The 18377-nt window shown below is 63.1% G+C and carries 17 protein-coding genes and 1 riboswitch; of the genes, 6 read left to right on the top strand and 11 right to left on the bottom strand.

The features are described from left to right. Positions 1-108: 108 nt before the first annotated feature. Complete coding sequence (locus tag DGA31_RS19475; RefSeq protein ID WP_109513711.1) at positions 109-1692, bottom strand: aldehyde dehydrogenase (NADP(+)); 1584 nt, start codon at positions 1690-1692, stop codon at positions 109-111. A gap of 222 nt (positions 1693-1914) precedes the next feature. Between DGA31_RS19475 and DGA31_RS19470 the strand changes: the two genes are divergently transcribed. Then, positions 1915-2667: a glycine-rich domain-containing protein gene (locus tag DGA31_RS19470; protein ID WP_206606848.1), complete on the top strand. Its 753-nt coding sequence runs from the start codon at positions 1915-1917 to the stop codon at positions 2665-2667. A 7-nt stretch (positions 2668-2674) separates the two neighbouring features. On the opposite strand, the gene DGA31_RS19465 is transcribed toward DGA31_RS19470, so the two are convergent. The 5 genes from DGA31_RS19465 to pncA all read right to left on the bottom strand — a co-directional run bounded on the left by DGA31_RS19465 (position 2675) and on the right by pncA (position 8013). After that, positions 2675-3862 carry an MFS transporter gene (locus tag DGA31_RS19465; protein ID WP_109513665.1) on the bottom strand — a complete coding sequence of 396 codons (1188 nt, stop codon included), beginning with the start codon at positions 3860-3862 and terminating at the stop codon, positions 2675-2677. Positions 3863-4113: 251 nt separating this feature from the next. Next, entirely contained in the window at positions 4114-5529 is a 1416-nt protein-coding gene (locus tag DGA31_RS19460) for a sensor histidine kinase (protein WP_109513664.1), read from the bottom strand. Further along, entirely contained in the window at positions 5507-6190 is a 684-nt protein-coding gene (locus DGA31_RS19455; RefSeq protein WP_109513663.1) for a response regulator transcription factor, read from the bottom strand. Before DGA31_RS19455 ends, DGA31_RS19460 begins: the two co-directional genes overlap by 23 nt. 171 nt (positions 6191-6361) lie before the next feature. Further along, the gene (locus DGA31_RS19450) at positions 6362-7273 is read right to left on the bottom strand and encodes a formate/nitrite transporter family protein (RefSeq protein WP_109513662.1); all 912 of its coding nucleotides are present in this window, start codon (positions 7271-7273) and stop codon (positions 6362-6364) included. Positions 7274-7365: 92 nt separating this feature from the next. Beyond that, positions 7366-8013 (bottom strand): bifunctional nicotinamidase/pyrazinamidase, encoded by a 648-nt coding sequence (pncA, locus tag DGA31_RS19445; protein ID WP_109513661.1) that lies wholly within the window; start codon positions 8011-8013, stop codon positions 7366-7368. A gap of 184 nt (positions 8014-8197) precedes the next feature. On the opposite strand from pncA, the gene DGA31_RS19440 reads away from it, so the two are divergent. Beyond that, positions 8198-10357, top strand: a complete 2160-nt coding sequence (locus tag DGA31_RS19440) for a TonB-dependent siderophore receptor (protein ID WP_109513660.1) — start codon at positions 8198-8200, stop codon at positions 10355-10357. 305 nt (positions 10358-10662) lie between these two features. On the opposite strand, the gene DGA31_RS19435 is transcribed toward DGA31_RS19440, so the two are convergent. The 4 genes from DGA31_RS19435 to DGA31_RS19420 form a co-directional block, all read right to left on the bottom strand. Further along, the gene (locus tag DGA31_RS19435) at positions 10663-11619 is read right to left on the bottom strand and encodes a D-2-hydroxyacid dehydrogenase family protein (RefSeq protein ID WP_109513659.1); all 957 of its coding nucleotides are present in this window, start codon (positions 11617-11619) and stop codon (positions 10663-10665) included. Between the two features lie 13 nt (positions 11620-11632). Further along, positions 11633-12286 carry a DUF1345 domain-containing protein gene (locus DGA31_RS19430; RefSeq protein ID WP_109513658.1) on the bottom strand — a complete coding sequence of 218 codons (654 nt, stop codon included), beginning with the start codon at positions 12284-12286 and terminating at the stop codon, positions 11633-11635. 1 nt (position 12287) lies between these two features. Beyond that, entirely contained in the window at positions 12288-13040 is a 753-nt protein-coding gene (locus DGA31_RS19425) for a 5-oxoprolinase subunit PxpA (protein ID WP_109513657.1), read from the bottom strand. A gap of 76 nt (positions 13041-13116) precedes the next feature. Next, positions 13117-13968 (bottom strand): urea carboxylase-associated family protein, encoded by an 852-nt coding sequence (locus DGA31_RS19420; RefSeq protein ID WP_109513656.1) that lies wholly within the window; start codon positions 13966-13968, stop codon positions 13117-13119. Between the two features lie 139 nt (positions 13969-14107). Next, positions 14108-14217, top strand: a riboswitch (TPP riboswitch). A gap of 42 nt (positions 14218-14259) precedes the next feature. Here DGA31_RS19420 and DGA31_RS19415 point away from each other — a divergent pair. Then, positions 14260-14907, top strand: a complete 648-nt coding sequence (locus DGA31_RS19415; RefSeq protein WP_056837134.1) for a TenA family protein — start codon at positions 14260-14262, stop codon at positions 14905-14907. 3 nt (positions 14908-14910) lie between these two features. Next, entirely contained in the window at positions 14911-15576 is a 666-nt protein-coding gene (locus DGA31_RS19410) for a TenA family protein (protein ID WP_109513655.1), read from the top strand. 75 nt (positions 15577-15651) lie between these two features. On the opposite strand, the gene gudD is transcribed toward DGA31_RS19410, so the two are convergent. Continuing rightward, a complete protein-coding gene (gudD, locus tag DGA31_RS19405) occupies positions 15652-17004 on the bottom strand; it encodes a glucarate dehydratase (protein ID WP_056837137.1) in 1353 nt (450 codons plus the stop codon). A gap of 192 nt (positions 17005-17196) precedes the next feature. Between gudD and DGA31_RS29665 the strand changes: the two genes are divergently transcribed. Both DGA31_RS29665 and DGA31_RS19400 read left to right on the top strand, forming a co-directional pair. Further along, a complete protein-coding gene (locus DGA31_RS29665) occupies positions 17197-17430 on the top strand; it encodes a hypothetical protein (RefSeq protein ID WP_152035061.1) in 234 nt (77 codons plus the stop codon). A 48-nt stretch (positions 17431-17478) separates the two neighbouring features. Then, complete coding sequence (locus tag DGA31_RS19400) at positions 17479-18189, top strand: FadR/GntR family transcriptional regulator (RefSeq protein WP_056837139.1); 711 nt, start codon at positions 17479-17481, stop codon at positions 18187-18189. The last annotated feature ends 188 nt before the right edge of the window (positions 18190-18377 follow it).

Here is an 18377-nt window from a genome sequence, read left to right as displayed (position 1 = left end):
TGAAAACAGGTTTTTTATGCCGTTGATCAGTGGTTTACAGCCGCCTTGGGCCCATGAAAAAAGGCGCGACCCTCATCGGGACGCGCCTTTTCATGACCTGCCGGGTGATCAGACGATCGGCTGGTCGCTCCACTCACCGTTGACCAGGCGACGCAGACCCAACGGGTTGGCGTTCTGCAGGGCCGGTGGCAGCAGGCTGTCGGCGTGGTTCTGGTAGCAGACCGGGCGCAGGAAGCGGTCGATGGCCAGGGTGCCCACCGAGGTGCCGCGCGAATCGGAGGTCGCAGGGTACGGGCCGCCGTGAACCATGGCGTCGCAGACCTCGACACCGGTCGGGTAGCCGTTGACCAGGATACGACCGACCTTGTCTTCCAGCAGCGGCAGCAGCCACTGGTAGCCGGACAGGTCGGTCGGCTCGCCGATCAGGGTCGCGGTCAACTGGCCACGCAGGGCCAACAGGGCGTTCTTCAGTTCGGCATCATCGGCCACTTCGATGGCGATGGTGGTCGGGCCGAAGACTTCTTCCTGCAGCAGTTCGTCGCCGTTGAGCAGCAGGCTCACGTCAGCCTTGAACAGCTGTGCCTGGGCTTGCTTGCCTTCCTGGACCTTGCCGGCCAGGTGTGTGACACCCGGGTGCGACAACAGGTGCTCGACGCCTTTGCTGTAGCTGCGCAGGCCGCCGGCATTGAGCATGGTCTGGGCACCCTGGCCGCCGATGTGCTCGGCCAGTTGCTCCAGGAACGTCGAGAAGGCCGGCGAACGCAGACCGATGACCACGCCCGGGTTGGTGCAGAACTGGCCGGCACCCATGACCACGGACGAGGCCAGGTCGCGGGCAACGGTTTCGCCACGCACATTGAGCGCCTCGGGCAGCACGATCACCGGGTTGATGCTCGACATCTCGGCGAACACCGGGATCGGTTGCGGGCGCTCGGCGGCCATCTTGCTCAGGGCATTGCCGCCACCCAGGGAGCCGGTGAAGCCGACGGCCTGGATGGCCGGATGCTTGACCAGGCCTTCGCCGACGCCGTTGCCGAAGATCATGTTGAACACGCCTTTAGGCATGCCGGTGCGCTCGGCGGCACGGATGATGGCCTGGCCGACCAGATCGGCGGTGGCCATGTGGCCGCTGTGCGCCTTGAACACCACCGGGCAGCCGGCGGCCAGGGCTGCAGCGGTATCGCCGCCGGCAGTGGAGAAGGCCAGCGGGAAGTTGCTGGCGCCGAACACGGCCACCGGGCCTACGCCGATGCGGTACTGGCGCAGGTCGACGCGCGGCAGTGGCTTGCGGTCCGGCAGCGGCAGGTCGATGCGCGCGCCCAGGTAGTCGCCACGACGCAGGATCTGCGCGAACAGACGCATCTGGCCGCTGGTGCGACCGCGCTCACCCTGGATGCGGGCTTGTGGCAAAGCCGTTTCCTGGCACACCACGGCGACGAAGTCGTCACCCAGTTGATCGAGTTCATCGGCGATGGCGTCGAGGAACTCGGCGCGGCGTTCAGGGCTCAGTTGACGAAATTCAGGGAAGGCGGCCTTGGCCGCATTGGCGGCGGCGTCGATTTCGCCTTCGGTGGCCTGCACGAAGGTGTAGGGCAGGGCTTCACCGGTGGTGGCGTCCAGGCTTTGCTGCTGGGTCTGACCAAGGGCGCTGCGGGCGCCGCCGATGAAGTTGTGGCCGAGAAGGGTGGACATCGGTATCTCCTGTTGTTTTGACATGGGCGGCGGGTTGATCACCTGCCTGGTGCCCCGTGGGTTGCCGAATCGCGGATGGATGAAGATGGAACTGGCGAGCTGCACACAGGCCAGCACCGGTGCATCGATAAGTTGGCAGTCATCGTACAACTACGCCTGTCCGATGCGCAACTGCCACTCAGTGTTAACCTATGGCCATCATCTGCCCTTCGGAGTCGGGACATGATCTATGTGTGGCTAATCGTTGCAGCTGTCATGGGGTTCTTTGCGCTGGGCAAACTGAGTGCTCATCTGCGGCGTGTACGCAAAATGCGTCGTGAACAGGTCATTCGCCATTACAAGCTGCCGGCCGGTCTGTTCGAAACCCTGCGCCATCGCCATCCGCACCTGACCATCAAGGATTGCCAACTGGTCGCCCAGGGCCTGCGCCAGTTCTTCCTTGCCTATCACAATAGCGGTCATCGCTATGTGTCGATGCCTTCGCAAGTGGTCGACGACCTGTGGCATGAGTTCATCCTGCACACCCGCGCCTATGAAGACTTCTGCAAGCAGGCCTTTGGCGGCCTGCTGCACCATACCCCGGCCGCCGCACTGGGCGATGAGGCGCCGGCCAAGGGCAATGCCGGTTTGCGCCGTACCTGGTGGCACGTCTGCCGTGAAGACAACATCCATCCACGTGTGCCCCGGCGCCTGCCGTTGTTGTTTGCGCTGGACGCCAAGCTGGTGATCGCCGGTGGCTTTGTGTACATGCTGGACTGCCAGGGCATGCGGCGCGCCAGCAGCGACACCAGCCCCGGCCCCGTCATCTATTGCGGGGGCGACCTGGCCGCCCCTGGCAGCGATGGCTACTCCAGCCCGAGCGATGCCGGGTGCAGCGGCGGCCCCGATGGCGACGGCGATGGCGGCTCCGGTGGCGATGGCGGCGGTGACAGCAGTGGCTGTGGCGGTGGCTGTGGCGGCGGCGGGGGCGACTGACGCCTGATCAGGCCGCTGCACTGGCCGCCTGCCGTGAATTCCAGATAAAACCCGACAGTGCCAGCAAAGGCAGGACAGTGCCGGCGATCACGATCGCGCCCCAGCCGCCGTGGTTGAACAACACGCTGGCCATCGCCGAGCCGGCCGCCCCGCCCAGGAAAATACTGGTCATGTACAGCGCATTCAGGCGGCTGCGGCTGTTGGCATCCAGAGCGTAGACCGCGCGCTGGCCCAGCACCATGTTCACCTGCACACAGAAGTCCAGCACGATGCCGGTCAAGGCCAGGCCAATGACACTGGCACCGAGCGTCGTGAGCGCTGGCAAAAAGCACAGTGCGGCCAGCAGCAGGACCGTGAGGCTGGTCTGGCGGGTGTAGCCGGCATCGGCCAGCCGTCCGCTGATGGGTGCGGCCACTGCACCGATGGCCCCGGCGAGGGCGAACAGCGCGATCTGGCTCTGCGACAGGCCATGGTTGCGCACCAGTTCCAGCGGCACAGCGGTCCAGAACAGGCTGAACGTGGCAAACAGGCAGGCTTGATAGAACGCCCGCTGGCGCAGCACCGGCTGGGTGCGCAGCAGATGCCACAGCGAGGCCAGCAGTTGCGGGTAGGACGCGCTGTGCTGCGGCTTGCGCGGTGGCAGGGTGACGGCCAGCACCGCGCAGAGGCCGACCATGACCACGGCCGCCGCGGCAAACACGGCCCGCCAGCCAAAATGATCGGCCACCAGGCTGGCAATCGGCCGCGCCAGCAGGATGCCCAGCAGCAACCCACCCATGATCGAACCGACCACGCGGCCACGCGAGTCTTCCGGGGCCAGGTGCGCGGCCAATGGAATCAGGATCTGCACTGACACCGAGCTGAATCCCACCAGCAGGCACAGCACCAGGAACAGATTGGGTTGTTCCACCAGCGCCGCCCCGGCCAGGCCCAGCACGGTCAGCAAAGTGGTGGCGATGATCAGTCGACGGTTCTCCAGCAGGTCGCCCAGCGGCACCAGAAAAAACAGCCCCAGCGCATAACCGATCTGGGTCAGCGACACGATCAGGCTGGCCAGGGTCGGCGACAGCCCCAGGTCCGGCGCGATCAGCGCAATGATCGGTTGCGCGTAGTAGATATTGGCCACGATGGCGCCACAGCAGAAGGCGAATAGCAGGACCAGGCGGCGGGTCATCGGGGTGGCGGGCGAGTTCATGATCGGGCGAGGGCTCTGGAATGGGTTAACGGCAGAATATGAGCAGGCTAACGGTATGGGCTTGCGGCCAGAAGGGTTGGCAGATTGATACTGGATATTTCCGGTGCTGATGACGGGGTTGTCAGGACGCCGCATTTTTGTGCGTGGCAATCAGTCTTCGCGACCGTTGGTCGCTCCCACGCACTGACTCTGTTGGAGCGACCATCGGTCGCGAAAGGGCCGGCTCAGGCGCACTATTTTTTGCCGGGCAATCAGTCTTCGCGACCGTTGGTCGCTCCTACACCACTGAGCGTGGTGCCGGGTCCGCATTCCAGGATCAGGCTGGCGCCACCAAACCGGCTGCTTTCGATCCGCAGGCCAAACCCGTGCAATTCTGCAATCGCCGCCACCAGCGACAGGCCCAGGCCGAAGCCTTGCGGGTTGTCGTGTTCGCTGCGGTGAAAACGCTGGAACACCAGTTGGCGTTCGGCTTCGGGAATGCCGGGGCCGGAGTCCTGTACTTCGATGCGTGGCGTGCCTTGCCAGGTGCTGGCGTTCAGCGCCACGGTGCCGCCGGTCGGGGTGAACTTGATGGCATTGTCCAGCAGATTGGCCAGGGCTTCGAACAGCAAGGCCCGGTCACCGACCACCGCAGGCAACGGCTCGTCCAGGTTCAACAGCAGGGTGATTTCGCCTTCTTCGGCCAGCGGCAGGTAGAAGTCATGCACTTCGCGCAACAAAGCCGCCAGGTCCAGGGCCACGAAGGCCGAGCGCCGGCGCTGGTCCTGCAGTTCGGAGATACGCAGCAGGCCGCGAAAGCGCGCCATCAGCGAGTCGGCCTCGGCAATCACCTGGCTGATTTCCGGGCTGTGCGGCGAATCCGGGGCTTCCTGCTGGATGCGGTAGAGCCGGGCGCGCAGGCGGGTCAGCGGGGTGCGCAGGTCGTGGGCAATGTTGTCGCACACGCCCTTGACCTCGTTCATCAACCGTTCGATCTGTTCGAGCATGGCATTGACGATCAGCGCCAGCATGTCCAGCTCGTCACGCCGCGAAGACACCGGCAGGCGCTTGCTCATGTCGCCGCTGACAATCGCCTCGGCGCTGGCCTGCAAGGCATGAATGCGGCGCAAGGGCCGGCGCCGCAGCAAGTACCAGCCGGCGACCCCGGGAATGATGGTCAGCGACAGGCCCCAGAGCAGGGCATGCAGGATCAGGGTCGAGACCGCAAACAGCGAGCCGTTGTCGCGTACCAGGATCAACCAGTTGCCAGCACGGGTACGCGTGGCCACGGCCGCACAGCTGCTGCGTGGCATGTTGGGATCGGTGGAGGCGATGCAATTGCCCAGCTCGTGAATCTGACCGTCCAGTGGCAGATTGGCCGGAATCTGCCGGATGGGTCCGAACAGCGGCCGCAAGCGTGCATCGAACAGGCCGAAGGCGTCCACGGCCGGTTTGTCGAAGGCCATGCTCGCCACCAGCGCGTCGACCAGGTCCTGGCCTTCGAAGCGGGCGAACAGTTGTTGGCGCTGGATCAGCGAATGGCGCGCCATCTGGTCCAGGTAACCCTTGACCTCCCAGTACAGCACCCCCAGCAAAATGCTGCTCCAGGCCACGAACAAGGTGCTGTACAGCGCCAGCAGACGGCTGCTGGAGGAGCGCCAGCCTTTAGGCAGATTCGCTAATGACATAGCCGGTCCCGCGTACAGTACGAATCAGGGGCGTACTGCCGGAAACGTCGATTTTCTTGCGCAGCCGGCCGATGTGCACATCGATCAGGTTGGTGCCGGGGTCGAAGTGATAGCCCCAGACCTCCTGGAAAATCATCATCCGGGTCACGACCTGGCCGTGATTGCGCATCAGAAATTCCAGCAGCTTGTATTCGGTCGGTAACAGGCTCAACGCCCGCTCGCCACGCCGTGCTTCGCGGCTGAGCAGGTCCAGCTCAAGGTCGGCGACCTGCAGCTGGCTTTTCTGTTCGCTGGCCGGGCTGTTGCGGCGCAGCAGCACTTCGACCCTGGCGGCCATTTCGTCGGAGGCAAACGGCTTGGACAGGTAGTCATCGCCGCCGGCCCGCAGGCCACGCACGCGCTCGTCGACATCCGACAGGGCGCTGATCATCAGGATCGGGGTGCTGATGCCCTGGGCGCGCAGCCGCGTGACAATGGTCAGGCCATCGACCTGCGGCAGCATGCGGTCCAGGGTGATCAGGTCATAATCGCCGCTGACGGCCTTGGCCAGGCCTTCCTGGCCATTGTCTACCCAGTCGACACTCAGCCCGTGGCTGCTGAGTTCAGCAACGATTTCTCTTGCGGTGACAGCGTCGTCTTCGATTGCCAGGATTCGGGTCATGCTGTGGGCCTGAGAGAGTCGGACAAAACCGTATCTTGCCTGCCGCAACCTGAAAATTTCCTGAAGAAAGCGTGATGGCCTGATGATCCTGACGCTGGCAGACCACTTGCGGGAGGCTCTGCCGGCAATGAGGCCGTCAAAGCCTCCCGCAAGCGCGTGGTGTGATGAGGGCTATTCGCGGCTGACGCCGCTCCTGCTGGTCTTGCGGCGTTCTTCCAGCAATTTCTTCTTGTCGCGCTCACGCTTGGCGGTGATGTCGTTTTCACTGCGGATCTGCGCGTGGCTGAGCAGGCCGAAGATGAAGCTGCCGCCGATGATATTGCCGGCCAGGGTGGGCCCTGCGAACACCAGCCAGAAGTCGGACCAGCTCGCTTCGCCGGCGAACACCAGATACGACACTTCGGCGGTGCCAACCACGATATGGGTGAAGTCGCCCAGCGCCATCAGGTAGGTGATCATCACGATGATCGCGATCTTGGCGTTTTCCATCGAGGCGATCATCCACACCATGGTGGCGATCATCCAGCCGGACACGATGCCTTTGGCGAACATCTTGCTGATGTCGTTCTCCATGACCTTGCGGCCGATTTCCAGAAAGGCCATGTCGGTCTTGGTGTCGAAGATGGGCAGGTTCAGCATGACCCAGGCCACCAGGATCGTGCCGGCCAGGTTGCCTATCAATACCACGCCCCACAGGCGCAAGAGCCGGCCGATATTGCCCAGGTTCAGCTTGCTCATCACCGGCAGCACGGCGGTCAGGGTGTTCTCGGTAAACAGTTGCTGGCGCGCCAGGATCACCGCCAGAAAGCCTGCCGAGTAGCCAAGGCTGGCGATGACATGACTGGCGTCGCTGTCGCCTAGGCGCGAGCGCAGCAATCCCATGGCCATCAACGACAGGCCCATGGTCAGGCCGGCGGCCAGTGCCGACCACCACAAGGCGGCTACGGTGCGTTCCAGTTCGTGGTCGCCCTGGACGCGGATGGTCTCATGCAGGACAGCCGCGCGCGGCGGCAGCTTGTCTTCGATCTCGCGTTCTTCGTCGGCTGACAGGCCGGGGGTCTTGCCATCGGGTTGCTCGTCCATACCACTTCCTTCACGCGAGAGAATCAACAGGGGGCTGATGTGTAGTGTCAGACAGATGGCCCGCCGCGTCGTTCGCCTGCGTGATACCTGTGTCAGCCGCCCAGCAAGTCCTGGCTTTGCACGCGTTGCACACCCAGGCCAAGCATTGCCTGCCAGGCACCGGCCAGTGATCCATCAAGGTCGATGGCGCGGCAGGCGTCCTCGACCACATAGGTGGTGAAGCCGGCCTTGCAGGCGTCCTGCGCCGACCAGGCCACGCAGAAGTCCAGGGCCAGGCCGACCACGTACAGGGTGTCGATGCCGTGTTCGCGCAAATAGCCGGTCAGGCCGGTGGGTGTGCTGCGGTCGGCTTCCATGAAGGCGGAGTAACTGTCGATGTCCGGGTTGCAGCCCTTGCGCGCAATCAATTGTGCATGCGGCAGGTCGAGGTCGGCATGCAGTTGCGCGCCCTGGCTGCCCTGGACGCAATGCACCGGCCACAGGGTTTGCGGCCCGTAGGGCAGGGTGATGCGCTGGAACGGTTCATGCCCTGGGTGGCTTGGGGCAAAGGAGATATGCCCGGCCGGGTGCCAGTCCTGGGTCAGGATCACCCGGGTAAAGCGCCGGCCCAGGCGATTGATCAGCGGCACCAGAGCATCGCCGTCCTTTACCGCCAGAGCGCCGCCGGGCATGAAGTCGTATTGCATGTCGATGACCAGCAATGCACAGCGCCGGTCAGCAAGATTATGGAGAGTGGGCATGATCAGGCTCCGAGGGGTTGGCGACAGAGTGTGCCTGTGCCAGCCGATGCAGGGAATGGCCCCCAAAAAAAGTGCTGCCCGCCAATGACAATACGTATCAATAACAAATACAACTCTGTAACATTTGTCACAAAAAACGATCAGGGCCGAACACGGCTCGATTCTCACCTGGAGCACGCTGTCGATGCGTCGTATCGCCGTTTCATTTCTTGCCTTGCAGGCCTTTTCCCCGCTTGCCCTGGCTGACCAGACCCTTACCGCACCTTCCTCGATCGAGTTGCAGGCCACCGACGTCAATGCCGCCGTCGACACCGAGCGCGCCACCGGCCCGGTGCAAGGCTACAAGGCCACCCGTTCGGCCAGCGCCACACGCACCGACACGCCCATTCACGAAACCCCGCAGTCGATCAGCGTGGTCACCCGCGAGGCGGTCGAAGACCTGGGCGCCACTCGCTTGCAGGACGCACTGGACTACGCCGGTGGCGTGGGCCGGGCCAACAACTTCGGCGGCCAGGGCCTGACCACCATCACCGTGCGCGGCTTTACCACGGGTGAGTTCTACCGCAACGGCTTTCCGATCAACCGCGGCTACCCGAACATGCCCGATGCCAACACCATCGAGCGCCTGGAAGTGCTGCGTGGCCCTGCGGCGACCCTGTATGGTCGCAGTGATCCGGGTGGTACTTTCAACGTGGTGTCCAAGCAGCCTTCGAGCGAACGCTCGGTGACCCTGGGCAGCCAGCTCAACGATCAAGGCATGTACCGTGGCACCCTGGACGCTACCGGTCCGCTGGACGAAGACGGCCGCTTTGCCTATCGCCTCAATGTGCTGGGCGAGGGCGGTGAGACCTTTCGCGACCACGTCGAGACCGAACGCTATGCGGTGACCCCGGTGCTGAGCTGGCAGGTCAACGACAGCACGCGCATCACCTTCGAAGGTGAATTCATGCGCAACAATCATCCGCTGGACCGTGGCCTGACCCGCTACCCGACCCAGACCGGCACCGCTTCGCGCGATACGTTCTGGGGCGAGAAGGACGTCGGCAAGCTGCACAACGACAACAACATGGGCCAGTTGCGTTTCGAACATGACCTCAACGCCAACTGGACCCTGGGCGGCGGTGTGCAGATTCTCGACGGCACCTTGCAAGGCAATGCCGTCGAAGGCAGCCGCATGCAGCCGGACGGCCGCACCCTGGTGCGCAACTTCAACTACCGCAAGCTGGAGTGGACCGACCGTGACGTGCAACTGAACGTCACCGGGCGCTTCGACACCGCAGGCTTCGAGCACCTGCTGCTGGCCGGTGTCGAGTATGAAGATTACGACTACAAGTCGATCATTCAGCGCTCGAACCCGGCGTTGAACACCTACGCCATCGACATCTTCAATCCGGTCTACGGCCAGCCACGCCCGGCCCTGAGCCTGACGCCGACCCACGACCAGGAAAACCTCAAGACCTGGGCGGCCTTCGTGCAGGACCAGGTCAGCCTGACCGAGCGCCTGAAATTGCTGGTCGGGGCGCGGTTCGAGCGTTTCGAGCATGACTACGACACCTATGTGGCCGGCGGACGCAGCTGGACCAAGAGCGATAACTCGGTCACCCCGCGCCTGGGCCTGACCTATGAACTGACCGACGACCTGGCGGTGTATGCCAGCGCCTCGCGTTCGTTCAAGCCCAATGCCGGCGCCGCACGCCCGGACCAGACCGTTACCGCTGTGACCAGCGCGCAGAAAGGCTTCGACCCGGAAAAAGGCAAGGCCTTCGAGCTGGGCGCCAAATGGCAGGTGCTGGATAAACAGTTGAGCGTGGAAGCGGCGATCTACCAGATCGACAAGAAAAACGTACTGACCACCGACCCGCTGGATTCCAGCTACAGCGTCGCGGCCGGCGAGGTGCGCAGCCGTGGCTTCGATTTCAACGTGGTGGGCAATATCACCCCGGCCTGGCGTGTGATCGGCGGTTATGCCTATGTCGATGCGCAAGTGACCAAAGACAATACCCTGCGTGACGGCACCCGGCTGGTGAACATTCCGAAACAGAGCGTCAGCCTGCTGAGCCTGTACGAAATCCAGGACGGCCCGCTGCGCGGCCTGGGCCTGGGTGGCGGTGCCCGCTATGTGGACGAACGCGCCGGCCAGACTGCCAATGTGCCCAACTTCAGCATGGACAGCTACACCGTGGTCGACTTCCTGTCGTACTACAAGGTCAACGAAGACGTGCGCCTGAACCTGGACGTGAAGAATATCTTCGACAAGGACTACGAAGAAGGCGCCTTCGGCAACGTCTACGCCTACCCGGGCGCTCCGCGCACCGTACAGGTCGGGATCTCCTACAAGCTCTAGGTTCTGTACGTAAAGTGGCTGCGCTCGGCCATGCTGCGTTAAAAATCGACTCGCAATGCTCATTGACACGTGTCAACTGCGCTTGCTCGCCGCTTTTTGCCTTGCCTGACCTTCGCTCACCGACTTTTCGTACAGAGCCTAAGGCACCGTAGGAGCGACCATCGGTCGCGAATGCTGCTTGCCAGGCACAGATGAGGCGGTGCCTGAGCGGGCCCTTTCGCGACCGATGGTCACTGCCACAGAATGAGGACAAAGGCCTGGAATCTTGCCACGCCCGGCCGCTCCTGCGGGCGCACCCTGTTCGCTCAGGCAAATACCCGGATCGGCTCGCCCGCCTGCCAGGCCTGGATGTCTTCGATCATCTGTCCGTAGAACGTACGGTAGTTGTTCTCGGTGACATAGCCCACGTGCGGGGTGGCCAGCACATTGTCGAGCTGTCGGAACGGATGCCCGGCCGGCAGCGGTTCCTGGTCGAACACATCCAGCGCCGCGCCGGCGATCCGGCGCTGGCGCAGGGTGTCGATCAGGGCCGCTTCATCGATGATCGGCCCGCGTGAGGTATTGATCAGGTAAGCGTCCGGTTTCATCCAGCCCAGCGCCTGTGCATCCACCAGCCCCCGGCTGCGATCACTGAGCACCAGGTGCACCGACAGCACATCGGCCTGCTCGAACAGTTGCTGCTTGCTGACGCGGGTCACACCGACCTCGGCGGCGGCCTCGTCGGTCAGGTTCTGGCTCCAGGCAATCACCTTCATGCCAAAGGCCTGGCCGTAGCGGGCGATCCATTTGCCGATACTGCCCAGTCCCAGCAACCCCAGGGTCTTGCCATGCAGGTCGCGGCCCAGCCCGACCTGCCAGCCGCCTGTACGCAGCGAGTGGGCTTCGCCGGCCAGGTTACGGGTAATGCCCATGATCAGCGCCCAGGTCAGTTCCGGTGCGGCGTGCTTGTAGCTCTCGGTGCCGCACACCTCGATGCCTTGGGCCCGCGCCGCCTTCACGTCGATGGCAGCATTGCGCATGCCACCGGTGACCAGCAGCTTCAGGTTCGGTAAACGGCTGAGCAGGGCCTGGTCGAACAGCGTGCGCTCGCGCATCACGCAGATCACCTGATAGTCGGCCAGCCGCTCGGCCAGGGTCTCGGTGTCGGCAGGGTAGTCGTGCAAAAAACTGACCTGGCCGATCGGGTCGAGCACCGACCAGTCCACCACATCGCAGGCCACGTGTTGCCAGTCGTCGAGTACCGCAATAGTCAGCAAGGGCATCCATGAGTCTCCATTAATTGAACAGTCCGGCGGCCAGGTTGATGGTCAGGCCCAGGATGGCTGTATTGAAGATAAAGCCGATCAGGCTTTGCGCCAGAACGATCTTGCGCATCTCGCGTGTCATGACCCCGACATCGGAGGTCTGCACGGCCACGCCCAAGGTGAAGGAAAAGTACAAGAAATCCCACTGGTCCGGATGCTTTTCGCCGTCGGGGAAATTCAGCGCCGGTGTCGGGCCGGGCCAGGTGTAGAACAGCCGGGCGTAATGCAGGCTGAAGATGACACCGATCAACAGCCAGGAGCCCACCACCGTCACGCCCGTGAAGCTGTATTTGAGCGCCTGATGATCGCCGGGCATGACCTTGCTGCTGGCCAGCTCGACGATGATCGCGGCAAGACTCGCCAATGCGGCCACGCACACCATGAGCAATACCACCCCGGCATTCTCTTTTTCGATAATGGCGATCCTCCTGACATCGGCGGCGCTGTTGGTGAACGTGCGACCCAGGATCAGGGCCAGAAACAGCCAGACCGTGACATTCCAGCCGATCAGGCCGCACTGCATCAGGCTCAGGGGCGGGATCAGCCAGGCCGAGCCGATGCCGGCCGCCAGGCCAAGGACGGCGGAGCCGGTCAGGCGTGGGTGAGTGCGCAGGATGTGCGGCATATCATTTGTGCCCCAATGCGCTGAACGCCTCGCGAATACGCTGCACGGCGGCAATGGAGCTCTGGTTGTCACCGTGTACGCACAAGGTGTCGACCTGCAGTGACAAGGCACTGCCATCGCTGGCGGTCAGGGGCTCACCACGGGCCAGGGTCAGGGCCTGGGCGATCAAGGTTTCAGGGTCATGGTGCACCGCGCCCGGCAGGCTGCGCGACATCAGGTGCCCGTCCGGGTCATAGGCGCGGTCGGCAAAGGCTTCGAACCAGATCGGCACGCCGTACTCGGCGCTCAGGCCTTGTGCAGTGCTGTTGTCCCGCGAGGCCATGAGCATCAGGCGCAGGTCGCTACCATAGGCGGCTACGGCCTTGAACACCGCTCGCAACTGGGCCGGGGCGCGCATCATGTCGTTGTACATCGCGCCATGCGGCTTGACGTACTGCACGCGGCCGCCCTCGGCGCGGCAGATGCCGTCCAGTGCGCCGATCTGGTACAGCAGCATGTCTTCGACTTCCTGCGCCGAGCAGTTCATCGAACGGCGACCAAAGCCGACCAGGTCCGGGTAGGCCGGGTGCGCGCCGATGGTCACCTGATGTTCCAGGGCCAGCGCCACGGTCTTGCGCATGATGGACGGGTCAGAGGCATGAAAGCCGCAGGCAATGTTGGCGCAGTCGATCCAGGGCATGACCTGGGCGTCGCCGCCCATGGTCCAGGCACCGAAGCTTTCGCCGATGTCGCAGTTGAGCAGAGGGATGTTCATAGGATCGATTCCAGGGTTATCCGGCCGTAAGCATAACCGGGGCGCGGCACAAGATCGCCCCGGTCAGCCTGCGTGCTTACTTTTCCCACGGCGCCCTGGGAATCATCAGGCCATGGTTGCCGTTATAGGCCGCGCGCGCCGGCGACTCCCAGCCTTCAAGCAGAGTGGCGGGCAGGCTGTAGATCTCGACCCCCAGAGGTCGGCAGACCTTGAGCGGGTCTTCGGCATCCGGCCCCCACATCGGCAGCGACAGATCGCCGCCCGGGCAGGTCGACAGCGCGCACAACAGGTCGATTTCAGCGAAGAATTCCAGGTAGTCACCCTGCCTGGCCGGGCAAGCCTTCATGAAATACAGGTCGTCATGGTTCAGGCCCGTGCACTGGAAAATGTTCAGCACATCATGCACATCGAACTCGGTCAGGCCATGGGGCAGCACGGCGCGGGTCAGGTTGGAATGGCAGTGGTGGTGAAAGTCCTCACCGGTGAGCATGCGGTTCACATACGGGTCGCAGCGTGTGCCCAGCAGGTCGTGCAAGCGCCCGCCATGCTCGTCGATACCGTAGTCGGCCAGGCTGTCGTCGGTAATGGTCACCATCGGCCGCAAGAACGGCAGGTTCGACCACAACCGGTCATGGGTGCTGACATGTGCGCCCTGCAATTGCCGGGTGCGCGCGGCCCACAGGCGCTCGCGCGGGTCGTTGGCGTTCCAGACGTTGAAATCACCCACCTGGGGCCCGACCGGTGTGGTGACACGAAACACATGCCCGGCCGGCACCTTCCAGGCGCGCCCGGTACGAATCGGCACCTCGAACTGCTCGACCAGCGTGCGGCCGTCCTTGTGGTCGCGAATACGCTCGTAAAAAGCGGTGTCGACCTGCAGGGCGCTGCCTTTGCTGACCTGATAGGCGGCGGGGTAGTCCTTGTACATGGTGGAGGCTCCGGTTTTCATGAGGAGGACGCCGTCGTGCCGACGCGCCGAAACCCTGACATCAAGCCATAACCGTGCCAAGTAAGTGGCCAGGGTGGGTGCCTGAACGATGACAATCACGCTGGCCTGCTGTATAGATGCCTGCACCAAGGGGAGCCCGGGCACGGGCTGAGAAATCGCTGATGCAGTGCGATGACCCTGATACCTGATCCGGATCATGCCGGCGGAGGGATGGGCTTTTAACCTGCCTTTTTGCCGGTCTCCTGTTTGCTTCTACAGAGAGCCCAGCCCATGAACGAACGTTTTTCCGAAACCCTGCGCCTGCAGAGCGAGCCGACCTGGTCGGCGGCCGTGCAGCACCGTTTTGTCGATGAACTGTGTGCCGGCACCCTCGATGATCGGGTGATGGGTCACTACCTGATTCAAGACCACCGTTTTCTCGACAGCTTCCTGACCCTGCTGGGTGCTGCGATTGCCAGCGCCGACTGCTTCGAGGCGCGCCTGCGCCTGGGGCGTTTTGCCGGGATGATCTCGGGCGAGGAGAACACCTATTTTCTGCGCGCGTTCGCGGCCCTGGACATTACTGCGCAACAACGCCAGACACCACCGGACACGGCGGCCACCGCAGGCTTCAAGGCCTTGATGCAGGAGGCGGCCGCGACCCGTTCCTATGCGGCGGCGCTGGCGGTGCTGACAGTGGCCGAATGGCTGTACCTGGACTGGGCCAGCCGCGCGCCGCAGCCGTTGCCGGATAACTTTGTCCATGCCGAATGGATCACGCTGCACGACAACCCGTTCTTTCGCGATTTCATCGCGTTCCTGCGTGCCGAACTGGATCGGGTGGGGCCGGCCGAAGAGGCGTTGAGCCGGGACTTCTTCTTGCGTGCGGTGCAGCTGGAACACGAATTTTTCGACACCGTCTATGCCATCGAGGCCTGAACCATGGATATTTTCGACCGTCTCAAAGCGGCCGCCGCGACAGACTGGCAGGGCTATGTCGACCATTCCTTCGTGCGCCAGATGGGCGCTGGTACTTTGCCGCAAGCCGCGTTTCGCCACTACCTGGTCCAGGATTATCTGTTTCTGATCCAGTTTGCCCGTGCCTGGGCGCTGGCCGCCTACAAGAGCCGCACCCTGGCCGACATCCGCGCCGCCCAGGCCGGGCTGGCGGCGATCCTCGACGAGACCGAGCTGCATGTGCGCCTCTGCGCCCGCTGGGGGCTCAGCCGTGAAGCCATGGAGGCCGCGCCTGAGCACCAGGCCACGGTGGCCTACACCCGCTACGTGCTCGATTGCGGTGCTGCCGGCGACTTGCTGGAACTGCACGTCGCGCTGGCGCCTTGTGTCATTGGCTACGCCGTCATCGGCCGGGCCTTGGCGCCCGAGGGCGTCGAGGCGTTGGCCGATCATCCCTACCGCGACTGGATTGCCGAATACGCCGGCGACGGCTATCAACAGGTGGCCCGTGATGCACGTCGACATCTGGATGAACTGGCCGCCCGCAGCATGACCGAGCAGCGCTTCGCCGACCTGGTGGGTGTGTTCGGCAAGGCTTCGCGGCTGGAGGCCGATTTCTGGCAGATGGGGCTGGACGCCGATCACACATAAAAAAAACGGCGCGCAAGGGGGTTGCGCGCCGGTCGCCAGCAAGAAGTGGCCAGGTTTACAGGTGATTCGGGTCGATCAACGCACCAGGCATGGCTGCTTGTTGTTGAACGTCCAGTTTGGAATCAGAAACTGCATGGCGGCGGCGTCGTCGCGGGCGCCCAGGCCCATGCCTTTGTAAAGCTCGTGGGCCTTGTTGACCTGGTCCATGTCCAGTTCGACGCCCAGGCCCGGCTTGTTCGGCACATGCACCTTGCCCTCGACAATGCGCAACGGCTCCTTGGTCAGGCGCTGGCCGTCCTGCCAGATCCAGTGGGTGTCCAGCGCGGTGATCTCGCCCGGTGCGGCAGCGCCGACATGGGTGAACATCGCCAGCGAAATGTCGAAGTGGTTATTGGAATGCGAACCCCAGGTCAGGCCCCACTCGTTGCACATCTGCGCCACGCGCACCGAACCCTGCATGGTCCAGAAGTGCGGGTCGGCCAGAGGGATGTCCACCGATTGCAACTGGATGGTGTGGCCCATCTGGCGCCAGTCGGTGGCGATCATGTTGGTGGCGGTGCGCAGGCCGGTGGCGCGGCGGAACTCGGCCATGACTTCGCGACCGGAATAACCGTTTTCGGCGCCGCATGGGTCTTCGGCATAGGCCAGTACATGGTGCTGGTCGCGGCACAGACGCACGGCTTCCTTCAATGACCAGGCGCCGTTGGGGTCCAGGGTGATGCGTGCGTCGGGAAAGCGCTCGGCCAGTGCGGTGACCGCTTCGATCTCCTCGTCACCGCGCAGCACGCCGCCCTTGAGCTTGAAGTCCTTGAAGCCATAGCGGTCACGCGCCGCTTCGGCCAGGCGGACCACCGCTTCAGGGGTCAGGGCCTTTTCATGACGAATGCGGAACCATTCGTTGTCCGCTTCCTGCTCGCGACGGTAGGGCAGATCGGTCTGGTCCTGGTCACCGACGTAGAACAGGTAGCCGAGCATCTCCACGGCGTCGCGCTGCTGGCCTTCACCGAGCAGGGCGGCCACCGGCACTTCCAGGTGCTGGCCGAGCAGGTCGAGCAGGGCAGCTTCCAGGGCGGTGACCGCATGAATGGCGATGCGCAGGTCGAAGGTCTGCAGGCCGCGGCCGGCCGAGTCGCGTTCGGCGAAGGCCTTGCGCGCGTCGTTGAGCATCTTCTGGTAGCTGCCGATGCCGTGGCCGACCACCAGGGTGCGGGCGTCTTCCAGGGTCTGGCGGATCGCCTCGCCGCCGGGCACCTCGCCGACGCCCGTGTTACCGGCGCTGTCCTTGAGAATCAGGATATTGCGCGTAAAGTAAGGGCCATGGGCACCGCTCAGGTTGAGCAGCATGTCGTCATGGCCCGCCACGGGAACGACCTGCAGGCTGGTGATGACAGGCGTCTTGCCGGTGGTATGAGCGGTCTGTTGAGTCATGGTCGGGTCCTTATTATCAAGTCTTTTTTGTCTGGCTCGGTGGGGCGAAGCGATTTCGGGTCTTCAGTGGCTGACGGGGGCTCAGGAGGGACCCCTATGTCATGCAGGTTTAAACAGGTTGCCGTTTTCTTTGTCGGTTATCATACAAGTTATTGATGCTGCTGCAAGAGGGTTAGCGATAGGAATCATCGGATGCGTAACCCAAAAGTGCGTATGAATGAATTTTTGTTTTTTAATATATTGATTTATAAGGTTTTATTTATTTTTTACCTGGTGTTTGTTGATCCTGGAGGTGAAATTCATCCATTCTTGCTTGTATTACAAGTTAGACAAGTTGAAAGCCTGTCTGACAAGTCACCACGCCGCGGCAGGTGCTATGATCCGCTGCATTGCTCAGGTTCCCGGCCCTTTGCTGCGTATACCTGATGGCCGGTTGGTGTGTGAAAAAAGACAACCTGTGTCTGGATAATCGTCATGCAAGAATCCTCGAAAGCCGCCCCCAAGCGCCGGCAACACAATCTGGCCACTGACCTTGTGACCGAATTGAGCCAGCGCATTCTGCTGGGCAAGATCGCGCCGGGTCACAAGCTGCCTTCGGAAAATGAAATCGTGCGCGAGCACGGCGTCAGCCGCACGGTGGTGCGCGAGGCCATTTCCAAGCTGCAGGCGTCGGGGCTGGTGGTCACCCACCAGGGCAAGGGCACCTTCGTGCTGGAGCGCCAGCACCAGACCGGCCTGCGCCTGAAGGTCGAGACCGCCTCACGGGTGCGCGACATCATTGAATTGCGCATTGGCCTGGAAACCCAGGCCGTGGCCCTGGCGGCGTTGCGCCGTACTGACGAGCAACTGGCGGCCATGCGCCAGGCGCTGGACGACTACCAGGATCTGCTGGCCAGCCATGACAGCTGTGTCGAGGCCGATAAGCGCTTTCACATGCTGATCGCCGAGGCCACCGGCAACCCTTACTTTCTGGAAATCATGCAGCACTTGGGCAGTGCAGTGATCCCGCGCGCTCGCCTCGACACCAACGAGCGCGGCGGCAGCAACCTGGCGCCCCACGGCTACCTGGCCAACCTGGAACATGAAGCGCTGCTCAGCGCCATCCGCCGCAAAGACCCCGACGCCGCCCGCGCCGCGATGTGGACTCACCTGAGCAACAGCCGCGAACGCCTGGTGCCTTTGTAAAAACCCCGCGTCGCATGACAGACATGGCGCCAGGGTAGGAGCGCGCTCTGCCCGCGACCGGCTGCGTTAGCAGTCGTAAATTTGCAGCGTTTCGCAGATTTTCAGATCGTAAATTTTCAGCATTTCGCAGGTTTTCAGATCTTAAATTTGCAGCGTTTCATCAATTTTACGACTGCTAACGCAGCCGG

It is taken from the genome of Pseudomonas ovata (assembly GCF_003131185.1).
Lineage (GTDB): Bacteria > Pseudomonadota > Gammaproteobacteria > Pseudomonadales > Pseudomonadaceae > Aquipseudomonas > Aquipseudomonas ovata.
This window is presented reverse-complemented; position numbering and strand designations above follow the sequence as displayed.